Source organism: Thalassoglobus sp. (assembly GCF_048270125.1).
In the GTDB taxonomy this organism is placed as follows: Bacteria; Planctomycetota; Planctomycetia; order Planctomycetales; family Planctomycetaceae; genus Thalassoglobus.
Genome location: NZ_JBLWTN010000014.1, coordinates 21,532 through 39,059 on the forward strand (window position 1 = coordinate 21,532; position 17,528 = coordinate 39,059).

Genomic DNA, 17,528 nt, shown 5'->3' on the forward strand with positions numbered 1-17,528 from the left:
GCTGATTATGCAGAAATTGGATTACGTTTGCGTTCGTTTTCACGGAGCCAGATTTTTCGAAGGCGGAGCGCATCAGGAGTGATTTCCAGATATTCATCAGCTTCGATGTATTCCAGGGCCATTTCAAGAGACATGACACGAGGCGGCTCAAGAGTGATGTTGTCATCCGAACCGGAGGCACGGACATTCGTCAGCTTCTTTTCACGCACAGGATTGACGACGAGATCGTTGTCGCGAGAGTTTTCACCGACAATCATGCCTTCGTAAACATCCGTTCCTGGAGCGATGAGCAAGTCTGATCGTTCGCTCAATTTCCAGAGAGCGTAAGCAGTCGCTTTTCCGGTGATCTGGGAAACCAGGACACCGTTCTTTCGGCGTGGGATCTCTCCTTCGATCGGAGCGTATTTTTCAAAGCGGTGATTCATCACAGCTTCGCCACGTGTTGCATTCAACAGGCGTGTTCTCAGGCCGATTAAACCACGGGCAGGAATGCTGAACTGAACGTGCGAGTGTGTGCCTGAGCCAGCTTTCATTTCTTGCAGCTGACCTTTTCGAAGTGAAACGGTCTCGATCACAGTCCCAACATCTACGCTTGGGACTTCAACTTCGAGGATTTCAAATGGTTCGTGCCATCTTCCGTCCACATCTTTGCGGATAACTTCGGGCTTGCCGACCGAGAGTTCGTATCCTTCGCGACGCATCGTTTCAATGAGAATCGAAAGATGAAGAAGTCCCCGGCCAGAGACTTTGAAGGCTTCCTTGGCTCCCGCTTCCTCAACCCGTAACGCGACGTTGGATTGCAACTCGCGTTGAAGGCGGTCCCGCAGGTGGCGGCTGGTCAGGAATTTACCGCTTTTGCCTGAAAACGGAGAGGAATTGATCGTGAAGACCATGGAAAGGGTTGGCTCATCAACTTCCAGACGAGGCAACGCGACTGGATTCACAGGATCGGCAATGGTGTCCCCGATTTCGGTCTCTGCAAGTCCTGTAATAGCGACGATGTCGCCAGCGGAAGCTTTCTCGGATTTAATGCGTCCGAGTCGATCGAACGTTTCAACTCCTTCGATTGTTCCTTTGACGATGGCACCATCTTTTTTCAGCAGGGCAATTTTCATCCCCGGTCGAACTTCTCCATTGGTGATCCGTCCGACGCAGATTCGTCCGACGTATTCCGACCACTGAAGCGATGTTGCTGCCATCTGTAGCGGAGCATCGACGTTAGCGATTGGTCCCGGGATATGTTCAAGTACAAGGTCCAACAACGGAAGCATATTTCCTTCACGGGCTTCTGGGTCGTCGGAGGCAAATGCCGATCGGCCAGAAGCGAAAATGTAAGGAATGTCCAGCGAATCTTCCGCACCCAGTTCTTCCATCAGATGGATTGTTTCCAAAAGAACATCTTCTGGGCGGCAGTCGGGACGGTCGATTTTGTTAATCACGATGATCGGCTTCAGGCCGACTTCCATCGCTTTTGTCAAGACGAACCGGGTTTGAGGTCGCGGCCCTTCGAATGCGTCGACGAGAATCAATGCCCCGTCCGCCATCTTGAGAACTCGCTCGACTTCACCGCCGAAGTCGGCGTGTCCAGGGGTGTCGATGATGTTAATTTTAACATCTTTGTACGGAATCGAAATGTTCTTCGAGAGGATCGTAATGCCTCGTTCCCGTTCGAGGTCGTTCGAATCGAGGATACAATCTTGCTGAAGTTTTGAATCACGGAGTTGCCCACTATGCTTGAGGAGAGCATCGACTAAAGTCGTTTTTCCGTGGTCAACGTGCGCAATGATCGCGATATTTCGAATGTCTTGGCGTCGCATCGGTTAACTCGATTCGCTGCACACAATTCGTGTGCAATTGGAATTCCTGGTGTTTACGTTCGAACCACTCGTCGAACAGATGAGTCGTAAAGCATGAGTCTCGTTGGTGATTTGAATTTGAAGGGGACAACCTGTCGGAGAGTCTGCCCAGACATCGCCCGGTCGCGCTCGCTTCATTTCACCTAGATGCGGAATAATAGGGAATTGATGTATGATTAAGGAGATCAAGAAGTGGGAATCTGTCGGGATTTTGCAGACTTCTCATTATAGAAAGTAAAATCGATCGATCTCAGACTGTTTCAGCGCCAGCATCAGAGGCCTGAACACTCTCATCTTGTAATTGTTGGTTGATATGACTCCCTTATATTTGTCTATTTTTCTGTCAGCCATCTCTCTGGTCGTTGGAATAAGTCTTTTGCTGGCCGCATTTTGGGGGGAGACACAGTCGCCTCAAAAGTTCTTGAGTATTCACAGGTTGTCAGTCGCACGCCTCGCATCAACGGTCTCTTTCGTGTTTCTGTTTATGGCAGCAGTCGCCGTGCAATTTCAGCGATCAACCGAGGAAATTTTTCGCAATTTCAGTTTCATTCAATTCGAAAACGGACAGTCACTGGTCTTTCTGCATGATCCGCTCTCTCTTTTTTGGTTACTTTTGACCTCCGGTCTGATGAGCCTTTTCCTGTTTCGAAATCGAAGTTCGAGCGAACCGGAGGAGTCGGCGGAAGGGCTTTCCTGTTTTCTCGGGCTGTTGTTGGTTTCGCATTTCCTGTTTTTATCGTGTGACGGACTGACTCAATGGTTGCTGCTGGGACTGAGTAACTGGCTGTTCGTCAGCTTGGTTCTGTTGCATTCGAAAACGAACGATCCGGTCCGGGCCCAAATTCTCGTGAGCCTGACCGTTGCGGACCTGTTCTGGATGCTTGGCCTGCTTGGGATCTATTTCATCACAGGCACATTCCAGATTCCATTCCTCACTGAACCAGGAGCTTTTGAAGGGCTGAGTGAATTGGCGACAGCGTTGATGACGACTTCCGTGTTGAGCCTGATGGTCGCTCTTGTGGTTCGGTTAGGGATGTTCCCGCTAATGACGTGGAGCAACGATTGCCTGAAGTCTGAATGGCGGACGGTGTCGCTGCTGATTTTTCCGGTAAGTCTTGGCGGCTTTCTCCTGTTTCGATGGTATCCAGTGCTGACGGTCTTCCCTGAGCCTCGAACATTACTGATCGGTCTCGCAGGGCTCTCGGCGGTGTTATTACCGCTTTCAGGGCTCTTTTATAAGGGACGAAGTCGAATGATCAGGATGATGAGCGTCCCTGTCTCCTTCGTCGCAATCGGGGTTGCAGCGGAGCCTCAGTTATGGCCTCAAATGGCTGCGCTCTTTGCTGGAACGATGATTTTGACAGTCACATTCTTGTTGACTGAAGATCAGGCTCCGCACCCTCTAAGAGTTGGAATCAAATGGGGGATGGTCGTCATTCTTCTTTGTGGAACAACCGGAGTCGAAGCTGTTCTGCAAGCTCTTCGCACAAGCGGAGAGACTGCAAGCATTCACGTCCCTCCAGTGATGATTCCGTTGATGGTTCTCTCGCTTGGGTTGTTCGTCTTCGGAGTGAGGAATGTTCTCGCTCCCCGACCTGAGGAACTGGGGGAGCACTCAATTGAAGGGAGGACGCCGATCCTGGCGGTTGGCTGCCTGATGCTTGTTTGCGTCTCGTTCGTTCCGTTTATTCTCGGTCCGGCATTTGTCAGCCCGTTCTCATCGTTCCGCTTTCTGGCCCCGATTATCACAGTTCCTGTGGTTGCGAGTGGCATCTTCATTTCCATGAAACTCCACAAGCAAACTCAAGGTGCGACGCCAGAACTTGGTTCGCTCGTTCGACTTTGTAAAAATGATTACTACCTGGAAACGATACTCGAGCGAGGAGTTGTGATTCCACTCGAAATCGTCTCAAGCCTGACACATCTGTTTGACAAATTCGTGTTGCGAGGCCTGATGAACTTACTGCCTGGTTGGGGGCAACGCGAAGTCAGCGAGACCTCTCAACTTATTGAAGAAGACAACTCACCTTCGCTGCAAGTGGGGTACATGTTGCTGGCGACTGCGGTGCTCGTAGTTGTCGTGTTCATGGGAAGGTAGAGCGTTTTCAATTTTCAATGCTTCACGAGCCGGTGAAGGTCACTTCATGATTTCATATTATGACTTCATAAAATGCTTGCCACGTGGGTTCACGTGACGGGCAGGAAGTTCAGCAAGCTTGATCGGAATCAAAATCAAGCTCTGCAAGCTCTTTGATCAGCTTGGTTTCAGAGAGGTCAAAGTGCAGCGGCGTGACGGTCACGTATCCGTTCAGCAGTTCGTTGACATCGGTTTCTGCTTCCAGTTGATGATTTCGAATCGGTTCCAGACCACTCCAGTAGTAGGACCTCCCGCGTGGATCGGTCCGCTTTTCAATCCTTTCGGATTGCCTTTGGACGGCCATCGGGACAATCTTGGTCCCTTGCGATTTCTGCTTTGATGAGTCTGGCAGGTTGATATTCCAGAGTTTGCCCGGTTGTTGGGAAGCGTCGAGAAGTTTTCTGATGATCGGGACGACTCGTTGAGCTGCCTGCTGATAGTCTGGAGGTGTGCCTTGTGATAACGATACTGCCATTGAGGTTTTGCCAAAGAAGGCTCCTTCGATGGCAGCTGCGACTGTGCCGGAATACAGAACGTTGATGCCAACATTGGCTCCGGCGTTAATCCCGCTGACGATCAAATCAGGTTCGCCCTGGCACAGTTCCAAAACTCCCATTTTCACGCAGTCAACCGGACTTCCATCGACGGCCCAGCCGAACTGCTCGTCCTGATCCATGATCTCATGAACCAGGATTGGGTGAAGATAAGTCACCCCCATCCCGACTCCGCTTTGCTCAGTCAGTGGTGCGACAACATGGACTTCGCCCAGTTCCTGCAAGGCATCTCGAAGTGCACGAAGACCGGGAGCGTAGATACCGTCATCGTTGGTGAGCAGAATTTTCATGAAATATCAAAGTCAATAGAAAGAGACACCGGAACAGCGCTCCGGTGTCTCTTCGATGTTTAGATTCAGCTCGAACCGAGCAGTCCATGAAGTCGTGGAAGGTGATCTTTACCGACACGACAAAAATTGGAAATGCTCCAGAACACTTTCGTGTTTCTTATGTCCGTGAAAAATGCGTTTCATTTGATGAACCACATCGATCGACGAGACAGGTCACATACATTTTGTTGAATTATTCAAAAATGCTCTAGGCTGGTTGCTCTAGACTGAGAAACTGCTTCCGCAACCGCATGAGCGGCTCACGTTTGGATTATCGAACGTGAATCCTCGTTTTTCGAGACCTTCGTAGAAGTCAATTGTGGTTCCATCCAGGTGCAGGTCGTGGTTCTTCTGAACAGCGACTTGAAGTCCATGCTGTTCCGCAACGTGATCCTGCTCCAGATTTGCAACTTCATCAAATCCGAATTTGTACTGAAAACCTGAACAGCCACCACCTGCGACACCAACGCGGACGACAGTCGCTTCGGGCATGTTTTGTTCGCTAATGACTCGTTTGATTTCCGCAGCAGCTTTTTCGGTGATAGTCACCATCGTAACTTCTCCCTCGCCTTGAAAGGACGAACAGAACAAATATGTGTTTCAAGAATCACTTACACTTACTCAACTTGAATGCAGATCAGGATTTCAGTCAATGATCTGAATTTTCGGTGTTGAGTTCGTATTACAAAATTATAGCAGCCTGTCTTGTAGGTGAAAGACCGTCTCCAATTGTTTTTATGAATCAGTCGTCGCCTGATCCAAGATAAGATCGGTCAATTCCTAACAAAACCTTCAGACTTGTTGAAGCAATTCCGAGTGCAATCCCAATCATGATAGCACGATTCCCAGCTGTATTGAAGATTTTCATGATGTAGACCGTCATCTGATCGATTTTCAATGCAGAGAAGGCATCTGGCACCCAGGCGGTCAATTGGACACCAAGATAGGTGCGTCCCAGTAAAACGATGAAAGCCGTTCCCAGTAACAGCGTTGCTTCCAGGTTTTTGGCCCGAAATGCACGAAATGCTGCAGAGGCGACATAAAACGCCAGCATCGCAAAGGTTGTTGTCATCAATGGTTGGAGGACATATTCATAAATCCACCAAAATGGATTTCCTTGAGCTGTGTATGAACCAGACCAGGGATATTTGATTTGATGCGATGCCACGAAAAGCCGACCGATGTCTGTTTTCCAGGCATATTGGGTCGCTGCGGGTTGGAAGAGAACCTCACGTTGTTCAGGAGTGAGTGGCCCAGTTCGAAGCAATTCCAGTCCAAGTGCTTTCAGAACATCTGCGTGCCGGGGGAGACCATTGATGAATTCGTCGATGGAGGCCAACTGCGCGGCGGTGATTTCGCCGAGTGAGCTCAGTTCCGTTTTCAGTTCTTCGGCAGTTTGCCCCGGCTCGTTGACGAAGAGTGTGACCGCCCTGATTTGCTCGGGGTTCAGCAATGTTGGTTCGGGAGTGGGAAGTTCCAGAACAAGTTCCTTCGCACCTGCCTGTTGTTCTTCGAGAAGTTCGCAAGCAGTCTTCTCTTTTTTGGGAGGAATCCCAGCCGTATTGATGGCGGCGACCATGACATCGGGATGCCATTCCGCAGCAAAGAAGTTTTTGAATGTCTCAGATTGTGCGTCTGTGAGTTTGCGACCAGCGTTCTCGATTTGAGCGAAAAGCTCTTGTTCCTGTGTGACAGTCAACGGCATCGCAGGCTCGAAGCCGGACCAACTGAAAACGATTTCTTTTTGCAACTCTGGGGAGAGCGGGCCGACAATCGTGATCTTTGCTTGATCTTCTTTAAAGTAGGCGTTCGCTTCTTCCGGAATCTTGAATGACTTCGGAATTCCACTCGATTGGATCGTTGTTGCTTGACGCGTTCGCGACGCAAGCTCTTCAATCGCCTGCGTTGCAATCTCCGATTCCGGCAAGAGTTTTTGTAAATCGGCCTGTCGTTCTTCGGTCAATACTCCTTTGAACGCCAGCGATGTGTGTGCCGGATAAAACCTGACGTGGTCTTGGAGTAAGCTTGGCTGCGATGCTGTGAAGAGCTTTTCGACTCGACACTGCCAATCGAGCGTCTCTCTGTATTTCAGCAGGTCTGATTTCTGGTCCCTGCTCATCCAACCGACGAAAATGAGTTCTCCATTTTCCTCTCGGAGCTGAGTACGGACGGATGCTGGAATCGGCTCGTCGTCCTCACGAGGAGGGAGTGTCCCGGCGACGCGGAACTCTGGCATCGCCTCAAGAGGAAAGGAGACGAATGTCTCCCCGTAGAACTCAACGTTTGACCTTGGTGGCGATCCAATTTTGAACAAGCCGAAGATCAACGTCACCAGGAAGGCGATAATCGTGATTGCCGAATATCCCCAACCTGGCTTCTTATCACTCATTGTCTTCAAGTGCAGCTTGAGCAAATTTCCGCCGCCGAGCACAAAGGCGATGGCTGCCAGAATATCAAACCACACTGCAGCGTCTTCACCCCACCCTTTCAGGTCAGGAATGAAGAATGAAACGATCAACACAAAACCGGCAATGGCGGTGATGAGTAATGGGACGGTGCGTTTCATGTCTTAAGCTGTTATGTGTAAGAAATTTGCAATAGCTTAGCAAAATGAGTGATGACGCATCAGTCTGGGGTGATTTTCATCCTACAGGGATCGGTGTGGCTGTCCGGATACTCTCTGCTTCTGCATAGCAAAGCTTGAGGGCGTCACATGCCAATTCTCCAGAAAGGACTTTAGGAGCCACCCCGGCCTGGACGCCATCGACAGCTGCCTGAATTTCGTCTGTGAATGCTGCACACCATTCGCCGCTGCCACCCGGATCGGGAGTTTCGATCGGACCTTCATTCGGAATGACGGTTAATGGTCGATTGACTACCCAGTCATCTCCATAGGTTCCGCAGTCAAATTGAATTGTCGCTTGTTCGAGAATCAATTCGAAGCTGTGTGCAAATTTTAATTGCCCTGCTGCGATTCCTCCGCTGATGCAACTGACTGTGACATCGGGATCGTCATACAGATATTGAGTGCAAACGTGATTCACGAAACCTTCTTTAAGTAGCCCTCGCGAGAAGACTTTCGAGGGGACACCACAGAGCAGTCCGATGTAATGGTTGTCGTGGATATGCAGATCGATTCCCCAGCCACCGAGTTTTTTGAAGTCTTTGATATCTGATGACCAGTCTGGTGGCGCAATCACACGTCGGAATGCAGCTGCCTGCAACTTTCCGTAGGTTCCATTCTCAACAACATTTCTCACCCAAGCAAACTCTGGGAAGAATGGAAGCACTTGGGCCACCATCAGCAATTTGCCGGATTTTTTCGCCGCAGCCAGCATTCGTTCAGCTGCTTCAAGTTCAATAGAAATCGGCTTTTCAACGAGAACATGCTTGCCCGCTTCGAGAGCTTCGATTGCGATCGATTCATGCTTTTCGGTCGGCAGGCAAATATTCACCATGTCGATATCAGGGTTTGCCAGCAGGTCTTTGTAGTCTGCGTATCCTGTCACCCCGGTGAGATCTGTCTTTTCACTTCCACGTGGTCCGAAGTTTCCTTGGATACTTGACCAGTCACCAGCGAGTTTTTTCTCGTTTCGGGTTGCAAATGCAACCACTTCTCCACCTTGAACCTTCTTCGCTCCTTCGAAGTGAGTCATCCCCATGAAGCCAAGACCAACAATCCCAATTTTTACCGTCATCTTCCTCATCCTTCTTCAACCAAGACAAACATCCTCGCACGGTATCAAAGCAGTCCACGTCCGCCAACCATGACAGGAGTTGAATATGACCGAAGACGATTTCAAAAATGGAGTCGCCGTGTGGGATGCTTCACAGAATCTATCGCGCGTCTGGTCGATATTATTCATCGGAGCAAAGTCGATGCTTCAAGGAAATGAAAGCTCGATATGTGATGAACTGACCGAAGGAGTGAGTATTGGACGTCTGATTGAAAAGCTGATTGAAAGATCGTTCAGGGAAATCCGCTGCGGTGCGGGTTGCGAAGTTTCTGGCGGTGATCGTTTGTGGCTTGAGCGTTACTTCTGGTGTTGGTTTGCACCAGGGCACCGCTTGGAAAACAGCGGCCCGCATCGCAGCAGGTTTCCACGGACATGATCAGCCATGATCGAATAGGACTACCATTTGATCTGTACGAATCGATCTGCACGACTTCAGTCAGGCCTTGCTTTCAGCACCGGAAAGCAAAAGTAGGCATTCCAAACCAGCACGCTGGCTTCATTGCGCTGCTTCGCATTTTTCGAATAGTATCCGCGTTCCGCCTCGTGACGGGCTGTCAGTGAAGTCATGACGCAGGTCTACCGGTCTATCTGACAAAAGTAATCGAATGTCGCAGTCTCTCTTTCGTATCCATGTCCTTGTGTTAGCAGTCAATGTCTGCGATTAGGCAGACCTAGGGCAAAAAACGAAATCTGAGTGGTTCAATTGCAGAGATTCAGTGTGAATTGACTCATCAGTGAACTTTGATTATTTCGCTTTTTTCTCCAGAAGCTGCGGGGTTCTTCGTTGTGAGCGGTCTCCCGGAGAGGTAATTTTAAAGAACAAAGTTCTACACTTTCCATTCAACGCACTCCCGTTTGGCAGTGACACAATGAGCCGGGCAGTTCATTATCTTTCAATTTGCACTTTTGCATTGCTTTTGATTCCAAATCAAGGGCGAGCGGCAATGGTCACTCTTGATTTTGATTCGTTTGCGAATGGCCAACTGGACAACGAAACCTTCAATGCATTGGGGATTCAGTTCAGTGAAGATCTTGAGATTGTTGATGGCTCAACGATCCAATTCGGAAATACTGGAAAGGCTGCTCAAAATTTCCTCATCCCTGGTGGAGACATTTCTGCGATATTCGTTGGGACTGTGACCAGCGTAAGTTCAATTTCTGTTCTCGCTGGCGATTCAGGTGGGGATGAAGACACAGTCACTTTGAGAGGGTTTAACGCAATGAACGTCTTAGTCGACGAAGCAATGTTCACTGGTTCGACCGCTCAAACGCTCTCGATTTCAGGAGCTGGGATCACTCATTTCATCATTCTGCAGGTCAATGGGATTGCCATTGATGATCTGACTTTCACTCCCGAAACCGAATCCTCTGCTGTTCCGGAACCGTCTGCAATTGTCTTATTCGGGATCGGTCTCGTGTGTGTCGCGATGGGGCATCGTCGACGGCGTCACTCTTTGATCGCTTCGTAGAGTGATCTGATTCTCGTATCGCTTCCGCTTCATCGCTTTGAACTTTCGTCAGCACTCGCGACGCTGGCATCCACTCTCGGCAGGTTTCTTGTCCGTTCCCTTCGTTCTCAGCGAGCCAGTTAGTAGAATTTTCGATAGCAAATTCAATCTTGGTTTTTCGCCCCACATCGAGACGAGCGGCCTCTGAAATCATGAAAGTGACCGTCACGGGCACGACGAACATGGGCACGACAAAGATTGAAAATGCTTCAGACGGTATACAGAACCGTTCGGACTTTGATTCTCACCTGGATGGATAGCCTTTCATGTCGTATCGGTTTGTTGTCACACTCATCGTCTGTCTTCAATTTATGCCCACGCTTCATGCTGAAGAACCAGTGAAGCATATCATTCTTGTGAGTGTGGACGGACTCTCGGGCAGCTATCTGAACGATCCGCGTGCTGAGCTTCCAAACTTGCGAGCACTCGCTGCCAAAGGGGCTTCTGCTGAAGGAATGCAAACCAGCTTCCCCAGTGTCACCTGGCCGTCGCATACCTCGCTGATCACGGGCAGCCATCCTGCGAAGCATGGCGTCATCGGAAATTCCGTCTGGAATCGAGAGACCGGCAAGCCTGTGGTCTATATCGGTGATCCGGTGCTGACCAAACAACAGGCGATCCGAACCCCAACGCTCTACGACATCGCCCACGCTGCGGGACTTTCGACGGCAAGTGTGATCTGGCCTTGCTCGAACGGGGCTGACACCCTGAACTGGGTCATCCCGGATTCAAATAAGCAGGAGCTGCACGATCGCTATACAACTCCCGGGTTTGCCGAGGAGCTCAAGAGTGCGGGGATCGATATCTCTCCTCTGGGAGGATGGGGCTGGGGGAAACAGCACTCGACCAATCGAGATTTGCTCTATACGCAAGTGACGAAGTATCTCCTTGAAAAACATCGCGTCAATTTAATTCTGGTTCATCTCATCACCCCCGATGGAGTTGAGCATGCTTACGGTCCGAATACCCCACCGGCCTATGCAGCCGTTGCAGAAAGTGACCAGCGTATCGGGGAAATTTGGGCTGCCTTACAGCAACCGCCTTTCGCAGGAAACTCGACTCTGTTTGTTGTTTCCGATCATGGGTTTGCTCCATATGAAAAGCTGATTCGTCCGAATGTCGTTTTGAAGGATCTTGGACTCATTGAAACGGATGACAAAGACAAGGTGACGCATCGTTCCGCATGGTGCGTTGCTCAGGGAGGTTCAGCATTTATCTATCTTTTCGATGAATCAAAACGGGAAGAACACTCGAAAATGCTTGTCCAAAAATTTGGTCAAACCAAAGGTGTTCAAGCAGTCATCGAGCCGAAGGGGTTTGCAGAGTTGGGAATCCCTGACCCGAAGAAGAATCCGGAAGCTCCTCACCTCGTCCTGACGACAGGTCCTGGGTATTCGTTTGCAAACAATACTTCCGGTCCAGTCGTGATCGATGCCGGAGGACTCAAAGGTTCGCATGGACATGATCCTCGTCCTGATTACATGCACGCGATGTTTATCGCAGCCGGCAAGGGGATTCGCCCCGCAACAAAACTGGACATCATTCAGAATGTCGATGTTGCACCGACGATTGCCCATTTACTGGGGCTGAAGATGGACGCCGATGGGAAAGTTTTGAAAGAGATTTTGAGTGAATAGCCCGGCCGGATCAGGTTTCTGGAACAGACAGGCAAGTTGCTCACGATAAAGAATTGGTACTCAAATTTAAGGAACGACTGATGATTGAACAGCTGAAATCGACATCCGATAAAACGATCGGCTTCAAGCTTTCCGGGAAGCTTCATGATGAAGATTACAAAACGTTCGTCCCGCTTGTAGATGCCGCGATTGCTGAACATGGCAAAGCAAGACTGCTCGCTCAGTTCCACGATTTCCAGGGTTGGGATGCGAAAGCATTGTGGGACGATATCAAATTCTCGACAACGCACTGCACGAAGATTGAAAAGATCGCGTTAGTCGGCGAGAAGAGTTGGGAAAAATCGATGGCCACTGTTTGCAAACCATTTACTAAGGCAAAGGTTCAATACTTTGAAGCTTCCCAACTGGAAGATGCCTGGAAATGGCTCGAAGAAGAGTAAGTCTTGACAACTCCACGATTTGTTTTGAATTTGTGCCTCGTGGATATGTGCGATTTTCCAAAAGAAAAGCACTCTCCACGGGCACGACAAGTATTGAAGATGCTCTAGTTTTTCTGAGGTTGCAACTCTGGTGAGCGTGCTTTGGAAATGTCGTTGAAGTATCGACGGATTAATTTTTGATACTCTCCCGAAGCCTTCTTTTGTGAAGACTCGAGTAGCTCAGTTTGAAGCTCTCCCGGGAGTTTACCCCAATCGCGTTTGGACATGTTGGATAAATCGATTTGCATTTGCATCAACTCTGCAAGTTGCTGAGTCGACCCAAAGTCGGAAGCTTCATTGCCAGATCCGCTGCTACTTTCCTGGGCTTGTTGATCGGAGTCACCCGGTTTCTGTTGCGACTGTGACATCCCAGATTTCCCCGCAGCCTGTCGCATGGACTGAGCAGCCTGTCGAAGTGCCTCAGAAGATGATGGCTGTTGTCCCGACTGTGAGGGATTGCCTTCTTTCTGCTGACCTTCACCTTCTCCACCGTCCATCGGTTGATCTTGAGAGGTTTCTCCTTTATCAGGCTCCCCGTCTTGATCTCCCTGTGTTCCCGGAGTCGGTTTTCCAAGTTGCTGCAACATTTCGCCCGCTTGATTGAGTTGACGAGAGGCTTGAGCAACCTGAGTCCCAACTTCTGCGGGGACGATAGAATCGGACTGCTGATCTTGCTCTGGGGAAGTCTTTTCCGATGCGCTTTTCTGCATTTCGCCTTGTTGATTTGGTTGAGCTTCGTCGCCTGGTTGCCCCGATTCACCTGGTTGCTGCGTGGTCGGCTTTTGCTGGCCGCTTGCTTCCATTACTTTCTGAGAGGCTTGGCTCAGAGAATCCGCAGCTTGTTGCGCCTGTTTGCTGGCTTGACCCTGATTGCTTTGCTCGGCTTGCTCACTAGATTGTTTCATCGCTTCCTGAGCTTGTTGCGCCAGTTGCTGAGCTTCGCTTCCGGATTGCGCTTGTTTTTCTCTGTTGATCGGATTCGAGGCCAACTCCTCAGTCCGCTGTTTGAGTTCGTCAGCAAGTTGTGCAACTTCTTGTTGGTTCTGCTGTTGCATTTGAGTCTGCATTTCCTTTTGAGCACTCTGGCTTTTCGCAACGTTTTGCAGTTTCTCTGCGACTTCGGATTGTTGCTGTGCGGCCTGTTGAGCCGCTTGTTGAAGTGCTTTGGGGGCTCCTTGCTGTTGCAGTTGTTCCGAAAGGTTTTGTGCAGATTCAACGGCCTGTTGAGCTTTTTGGGCAGCTTGAGAGGAGTCGAGTTGTTGCGCCTGATCTGAAGATTGCTGCGACTGCGTTGCGAATTGCTCGCTTGCCTGCTGAGCCTCCTTGCTTGTCCCTTCTTGACTCTCAACAGCTTGTTGAATTTGCTTTGCGATGTCAGCCAGTTGTTTCTGCTTCTCCAATAGATCTGGATAGTTCACGTTTTCCTTCGCGGAATTTTCTGGTTTTGCATCTGTAGTCGTTTTTGTTGTCGTTTCATTTTCGATCTTCGCATCGGCTTGATCCTCAGCCGTCTGGTCTTGAGTTGCGGTTGCTTGGGGAGGGGGCTCTATCCCGGCGATAAGCTTTTCGAGTTGTTCGACCGACTTCGAAAGTTGTTCCGCAATTTCCTGAGCCTGTTGGGCCTGCTTTTTTGTATCAACTTTCGATTCATTCGGAGTCTCAGTTTCCTTCTGGGATCTAAGTTTCTCAGCAAGTTTTTCAAATTGTTTTTGTGCCTGGCTCTGTGCTTGAGCTGCATCGGTCGTGTTGCCTTCAGCCAAGTCAGCTTGCGCTTTCTGCAACAGTTTGGCAGCCTGTTCGGCGTCCTGCATTGCCTCCGGTTGTTCAAGACCTTTTTGCAATTCATCAGCTTTCGAAGCAACGTCGTTTTGCTGTTTCTGAACGGCCTCTAATTCCTTTACGGTCCGTTCCGCAGATTGCTTCGCAGCCTTCGCTAGATTCTCTTGCCGTTGAGAGAGCTCGTCAGTCCGTTTAGCAAGTTGTTCGAGCTGCTTCTCCAATGTTTCAGCTGCTGCATCTGCGAGCTCAGGGCGTCGCTCAAATAGATCGTTGAGCGTGTTGCTGAGTTGCTGATGATCTTCCCAGGCTTCACGATGATCAGCATCCCATGCTTTCTGTTTGGATTGCTGTTCAGCTTGCTGGTTTGCGATCGGCATAGGTTCAGCAGGTTGAGTGTTCATCTCTTTTTGTCGCTGTTCTAAATCTTCGACGCTATTTGCCAGTCTTTCCGTTTGATTCGCCAGGCGGCCCAACTCCAATAAGTCACGTTGTAAGTCAGCAATTTCTTTATACTTTTGTTGCAGTTCATCTAATTGCTTGGCTGCATCATTGAGTTGCTCCGACGCTTTAGCGAACTCCTGAGGCTTTTGTTTCAGCTCGGCTTGCTGAGCCTGCTTGACACTCTTGCTGGCTTCTTCCAGCTTACCCTCAGCGATCTCTCGAGTCTCTTTTGCGATCTGGTCAAAGAGTGGTTGTTGCTCGAACAATGCACTCAGCTTTTCCAATTGCTGTTGCAACTTTTCAAGTTTCTCCTGCATTTGTTGAACATCTTCTTGGGCTTCCCATTCTTCACGATTCGCGTTGGCTTCTTTGGCGTCCTGTTCGAACTGACGGGCCTTTTCTTTTTGTTGTTGCAGTTCCGTTTTCAGTGTCTCAATCACTTGTTCCGTTCGCTGCTGTTGTTCAACAATAGTTTGCTCTCCGTACGGTTTTGCGTCGGAGCGGATGAGCAAAGATCGTGTGATCGTCCACGATTCATTCGGCTTGGGAACGGGACGTTCATCCGTTGCCCGTCCACGGAGAGTCAATCGCATTCCAGGTTCAAGTTTGAGTGGTGAGAGGTCCAGCCGGAAAGAATGAGTCAATGCACGTCCCTGATCTCTCAGGTTTTCCATTTTGAGGATTCCCTGTTCGTGAAATGCTTCGGTGCGAATCATTTCATAATGCAATTCGACGGAACTCATTCCGAAGTCGTCGATCACTGAAACCGGAATATCAAGGACATCGTCCGGACGGACTGCAGTGTTCTCTTCATGATCAGTAAATTGAATGAGAGGAGGCTGGTCAGCATCGATGGTGAGCCGACGAATGGCACTTGTGTCCGATGCGAGTCCTTCTTTGTCAATTCCTCGAATCACGAAACGTCCAGAGGGAGAATTTAAAGAGAGGACTTCTTCGATTGACGCAAGTTGCTTGTCAGCACTTAATATAAATTCTGTCCGCTTGAAGATCGGGAATCCTCCTGGAAGAGTTTCAAGCTTCTCAAGTTGCTCCGGGGAAGCGGTTCCGTCGAGCCAGAGAATTTCAGCCTTTTCAATCGGCTTGTTAAATCTTGCTGAAACATCCCATCGTGACTGCTCAATGACACGGATTTCTCCCAGCACCAGATCATGAAATTGTGCTGGATGCCCCGTGTACGCGGGCGGAGAAATTTCAACTTGCAGCTCCTCGACAACTGGCAGCGGGACAACATTGATTCGATACGACCGGGTTTTTGAACGTGCGGCAGAAACGTGATAAGAAAAACTTCGTCCGATCCGCGGCAGCGTTCCGATGTAACTCTCTGTCTTTTGGTTCCAGTCGAGTCGACGAGCCTCCGTTGGACTATTATCTGTAGTCCATTCTAACCACGCCGATTTTGGCAGAGTTCCTGGCTGAAACCTCCATCCCGCTTTCACTTCAATGGTGACGTCACTCCCTTGTGACACCGTGCGGTCCCCATCAACAACTTGCAGGATCAAATTCTGAACTCGTTCGTAGTTGCCCCAGGGATTTAAAAATCGGGAGACCAGAACTGCGTAAGCATCTCCCGCGAAGAGCGTGGGCAACAGAAGTGCCAGACAAGCAACTCCTCCCCACCAGCAACGACGCACAGAGCGTGATGCATCGATGGAATCAGCGAAGTCCACGCGTTTCGAAAGGCTCACCGTTTCCTGCATCAACCATTTCTTCATCATTGGAGAAGCATCTGAATCGGAGTACTCATCCAGTTCGACCGCAGAGAGCAAACGCTCGTTAAGTTCCGGGTATTGTTGTTCAACAATCGCAGCCAGTTCATCGTCCTGGACCCGTTGAGTCATCGGCCGAATGATCCAGAAAGCGACTCCAACGACTGACAAACCTGCTGCAACCACCAACATCCCCAATCGAACGACGACAGGCAGATCGAAGAAGATGTCCATTAGAATCGCGAGCCCGACGGCTGTCGCGACTGAGAAGAGTGTTAATCCAACTCCTCCTGCGGCAGCCACTGACCGAATTCGAGTCCGCAAACGTTGGAACTGTAAAGCAATGATCTCAGGCATTTCCGGCTTCATTGTGTCTCTCCGAAGGACATTCCAGCGCAAACTCGAGAATTCTCAATGCTTGTCGTGCCTTTGAAGATCAGTCTCTTAACTTCATAGGCTGCTTGCTACCGGGAAGAACGTGCGGACCAGGATTCGATTTCTCCAGTGATTCACCGAACATGAGATGGCAGTATGTCGACGTCCGGCAGGCACTCTCACGAGCATGCAGGCATTTGCGACATTTCATTTCAGGTTCGAGAAGAGACTGGAAAACTGACGTAACCCCGAGTCTGAACTCCCTTTCTGGCAATCAGTCAACTGAGAATTATTCTTCTACAGAGTTTAACAACAGGAAAAACGCATTCGATAGCCCGAACTCAACAGAAAACAGACTCTTCATGATGAATCATCCCAAAACCGACAGGTTTTCGATAAATCCTTCGAAGACCAATCCCGATTCAGGCCGTCTCAATTTGGCTAGAGCAGTTTGCTCTACCGTGTGCCCGTGAAGAACGCATTTCTCTAGTAAGATGCTGTTCGCTACGAGGCGGATCCTGCAAACCAATTCGAAAGGTGCTCCATTCAGAGAATGAAAGCGATGCAAGCATGCTCATTTTTGAACGCATTTAAGGCTCTGGATGGAAATCTTTTGAATTTATCACTCTGACTTATTGAGGCTGAACAGTGATAACACACGAACCGGCAAGATTTGCGGCTTTGGCTGAACATGTTTTCGTTCGCTGTATCACTTGCGTGGTAAAGCGTTTAGGTGAATTTCGAAGTGTTGAAACGGGCACTAGATCCTTGAGGGTCTCAATGAAACCAGAAACAGGTAAAAACGTATTGACCGGTTTTGAAGCACCCCGTATGTTTCCCGTCATCGAAAGCTTGATGAGTGGCTTTCGAAGGTCCGGCAAACGCTCATCGCCCCCGGGAATAGATTGAAGTCCTCAGCCCCCCTAGGACTCTCTGTTTCCGGGATTTTTTATTTTATGGCTTAAGTTA

11 protein-coding genes are annotated in these 17,528 nt (G+C 49.6%); 5 read left to right on the forward strand and 6 right to left on the reverse strand.

The features are described 5' to 3' along the window. Window positions 1-5: 5 nt before the first annotated feature. Entirely contained in the window at window positions 6-1,817 is a 1,812-nt protein-coding gene (gene typA, locus ACN0YR_RS15475; RefSeq protein ID WP_417850149.1) for a translational GTPase TypA, read from the reverse strand. 667 nt (window positions 1,818-2,484) lie between these two features. Here typA and ACN0YR_RS15480 point away from each other — a divergent pair. Continuing rightward, window positions 2,485-3,954, forward strand: coding sequence for a hypothetical protein (locus ACN0YR_RS15480; RefSeq protein ID WP_417850150.1), 1,470 nt, complete (start codon window positions 2,485-2,487; stop codon window positions 3,952-3,954). Window positions 3,955-4,063: 109 nt separating this feature from the next. Here the strand turns inward: ACN0YR_RS15480 and surE are convergent, their stop codons facing one another. The 4 genes from surE to ACN0YR_RS15500 all read right to left on the reverse strand — a co-directional run bounded on the left by surE (window position 4,064) and on the right by ACN0YR_RS15500 (window position 8,574). After that, entirely contained in the window at window positions 4,064-4,837 is a 774-nt protein-coding gene (surE, locus tag ACN0YR_RS15485; protein WP_417850151.1) for a 5'/3'-nucleotidase SurE, read from the reverse strand. A gap of 261 nt (window positions 4,838-5,098) precedes the next feature. Further along, window positions 5,099-5,428 (reverse strand): HesB/IscA family protein, encoded by a 330-nt coding sequence (locus ACN0YR_RS15490; protein ID WP_145199763.1) that lies wholly within the window; start codon window positions 5,426-5,428, stop codon window positions 5,099-5,101. A 190-nt stretch (window positions 5,429-5,618) separates the two neighbouring features. Next, complete coding sequence (locus ACN0YR_RS15495) at window positions 5,619-7,442, reverse strand: hypothetical protein (RefSeq protein ID WP_417850152.1); 1,824 nt, start codon at window positions 7,440-7,442, stop codon at window positions 5,619-5,621. 76 nt (window positions 7,443-7,518) lie between these two features. Further along, window positions 7,519-8,574 carry a Gfo/Idh/MocA family protein gene (locus ACN0YR_RS15500; protein ID WP_417850153.1) on the reverse strand — a complete coding sequence of 352 codons (1,056 nt, stop codon included), beginning with the start codon at window positions 8,572-8,574 and terminating at the stop codon, window positions 7,519-7,521. 85 nt (window positions 8,575-8,659) lie between these two features. Here ACN0YR_RS15500 and ACN0YR_RS15505 point away from each other — a divergent pair, with 85 nt between their 5' ends. From ACN0YR_RS15505 to ACN0YR_RS15520, 4 genes are all read left to right on the forward strand, one after another. Further along, entirely contained in the window at window positions 8,660-8,989 is a 330-nt protein-coding gene (locus ACN0YR_RS15505) for a hypothetical protein (RefSeq protein ID WP_417850154.1), read from the forward strand. Between the two features lie 493 nt (window positions 8,990-9,482). After that, a complete protein-coding gene (locus ACN0YR_RS15510) occupies window positions 9,483-10,082 on the forward strand; it encodes a PEP-CTERM sorting domain-containing protein (RefSeq protein WP_417850155.1) in 600 nt (199 codons plus the stop codon). Between the two features lie 305 nt (window positions 10,083-10,387). Next, window positions 10,388-11,758: an alkaline phosphatase family protein gene (locus ACN0YR_RS15515; protein WP_417850156.1), complete on the forward strand. Its 1,371-nt coding sequence runs from the start codon at window positions 10,388-10,390 to the stop codon at window positions 11,756-11,758. Window positions 11,759-11,838: 80 nt separating this feature from the next. Next, a complete protein-coding gene (locus ACN0YR_RS15520) occupies window positions 11,839-12,198 on the forward strand; it encodes an STAS/SEC14 domain-containing protein (protein WP_417850157.1) in 360 nt (119 codons plus the stop codon). 104 nt (window positions 12,199-12,302) lie between these two features. Here ACN0YR_RS15520 and ACN0YR_RS15525 read toward each other — a convergent pair whose 3' ends face one another. Beyond that, window positions 12,303-16,541, reverse strand: coding sequence for a hypothetical protein (locus tag ACN0YR_RS15525; RefSeq protein ID WP_417850158.1), 4,239 nt, complete (start codon window positions 16,539-16,541; stop codon window positions 12,303-12,305). Window positions 16,542-17,528: the final 987 nt, after the last annotated feature.

What these genes read in the sequence shown, in the direction of transcription:
- typA (WP_417850149.1), bottom strand. Translation starts at nt 1,817, where the DNA reads ATGCGACGCCAAGACATTCGAAATATCGCGATCATTGCGCACGTTGAC.
- ACN0YR_RS15480 (WP_417850150.1), top strand. Translation starts at nt 2,485, where the DNA reads ATGAGCCTTTTCCTGTTTCGAAATCGAAGTTCGAGCGAACCGGAGGAG.
- surE (WP_417850151.1), bottom strand. Translation starts at nt 4,837, where the DNA reads ATGAAAATTCTGCTCACCAACGATGACGGTATCTACGCTCCCGGTCTT.
- ACN0YR_RS15490 (WP_145199763.1), bottom strand. Translation starts at nt 5,428, where the DNA reads ATGGTGACTATCACCGAAAAAGCTGCTGCGGAAATCAAACGAGTCATT.
- ACN0YR_RS15495 (WP_417850152.1), bottom strand. Translation starts at nt 7,442, where the DNA reads ATGAAACGCACCGTCCCATTACTCATCACCGCCATTGCCGGTTTTGTG.
- ACN0YR_RS15500 (WP_417850153.1), bottom strand. Translation starts at nt 8,574, where the DNA reads ATGACGGTAAAAATTGGGATTGTTGGTCTTGGCTTCATGGGGATGACT.
- ACN0YR_RS15505 (WP_417850154.1), top strand. Translation starts at nt 8,660, where the DNA reads ATGACCGAAGACGATTTCAAAAATGGAGTCGCCGTGTGGGATGCTTCA.
- ACN0YR_RS15510 (WP_417850155.1), top strand. Translation starts at nt 9,483, where the DNA reads ATGAGCCGGGCAGTTCATTATCTTTCAATTTGCACTTTTGCATTGCTT.
- ACN0YR_RS15515 (WP_417850156.1), top strand. Translation starts at nt 10,388, where the DNA reads ATGTCGTATCGGTTTGTTGTCACACTCATCGTCTGTCTTCAATTTATG.
- ACN0YR_RS15520 (WP_417850157.1), top strand. Translation starts at nt 11,839, where the DNA reads ATGATTGAACAGCTGAAATCGACATCCGATAAAACGATCGGCTTCAAG.
- ACN0YR_RS15525 (WP_417850158.1), bottom strand. Translation starts at nt 16,541, where the DNA reads ATGCCTGAGATCATTGCTTTACAGTTCCAACGTTTGCGGACTCGAATT.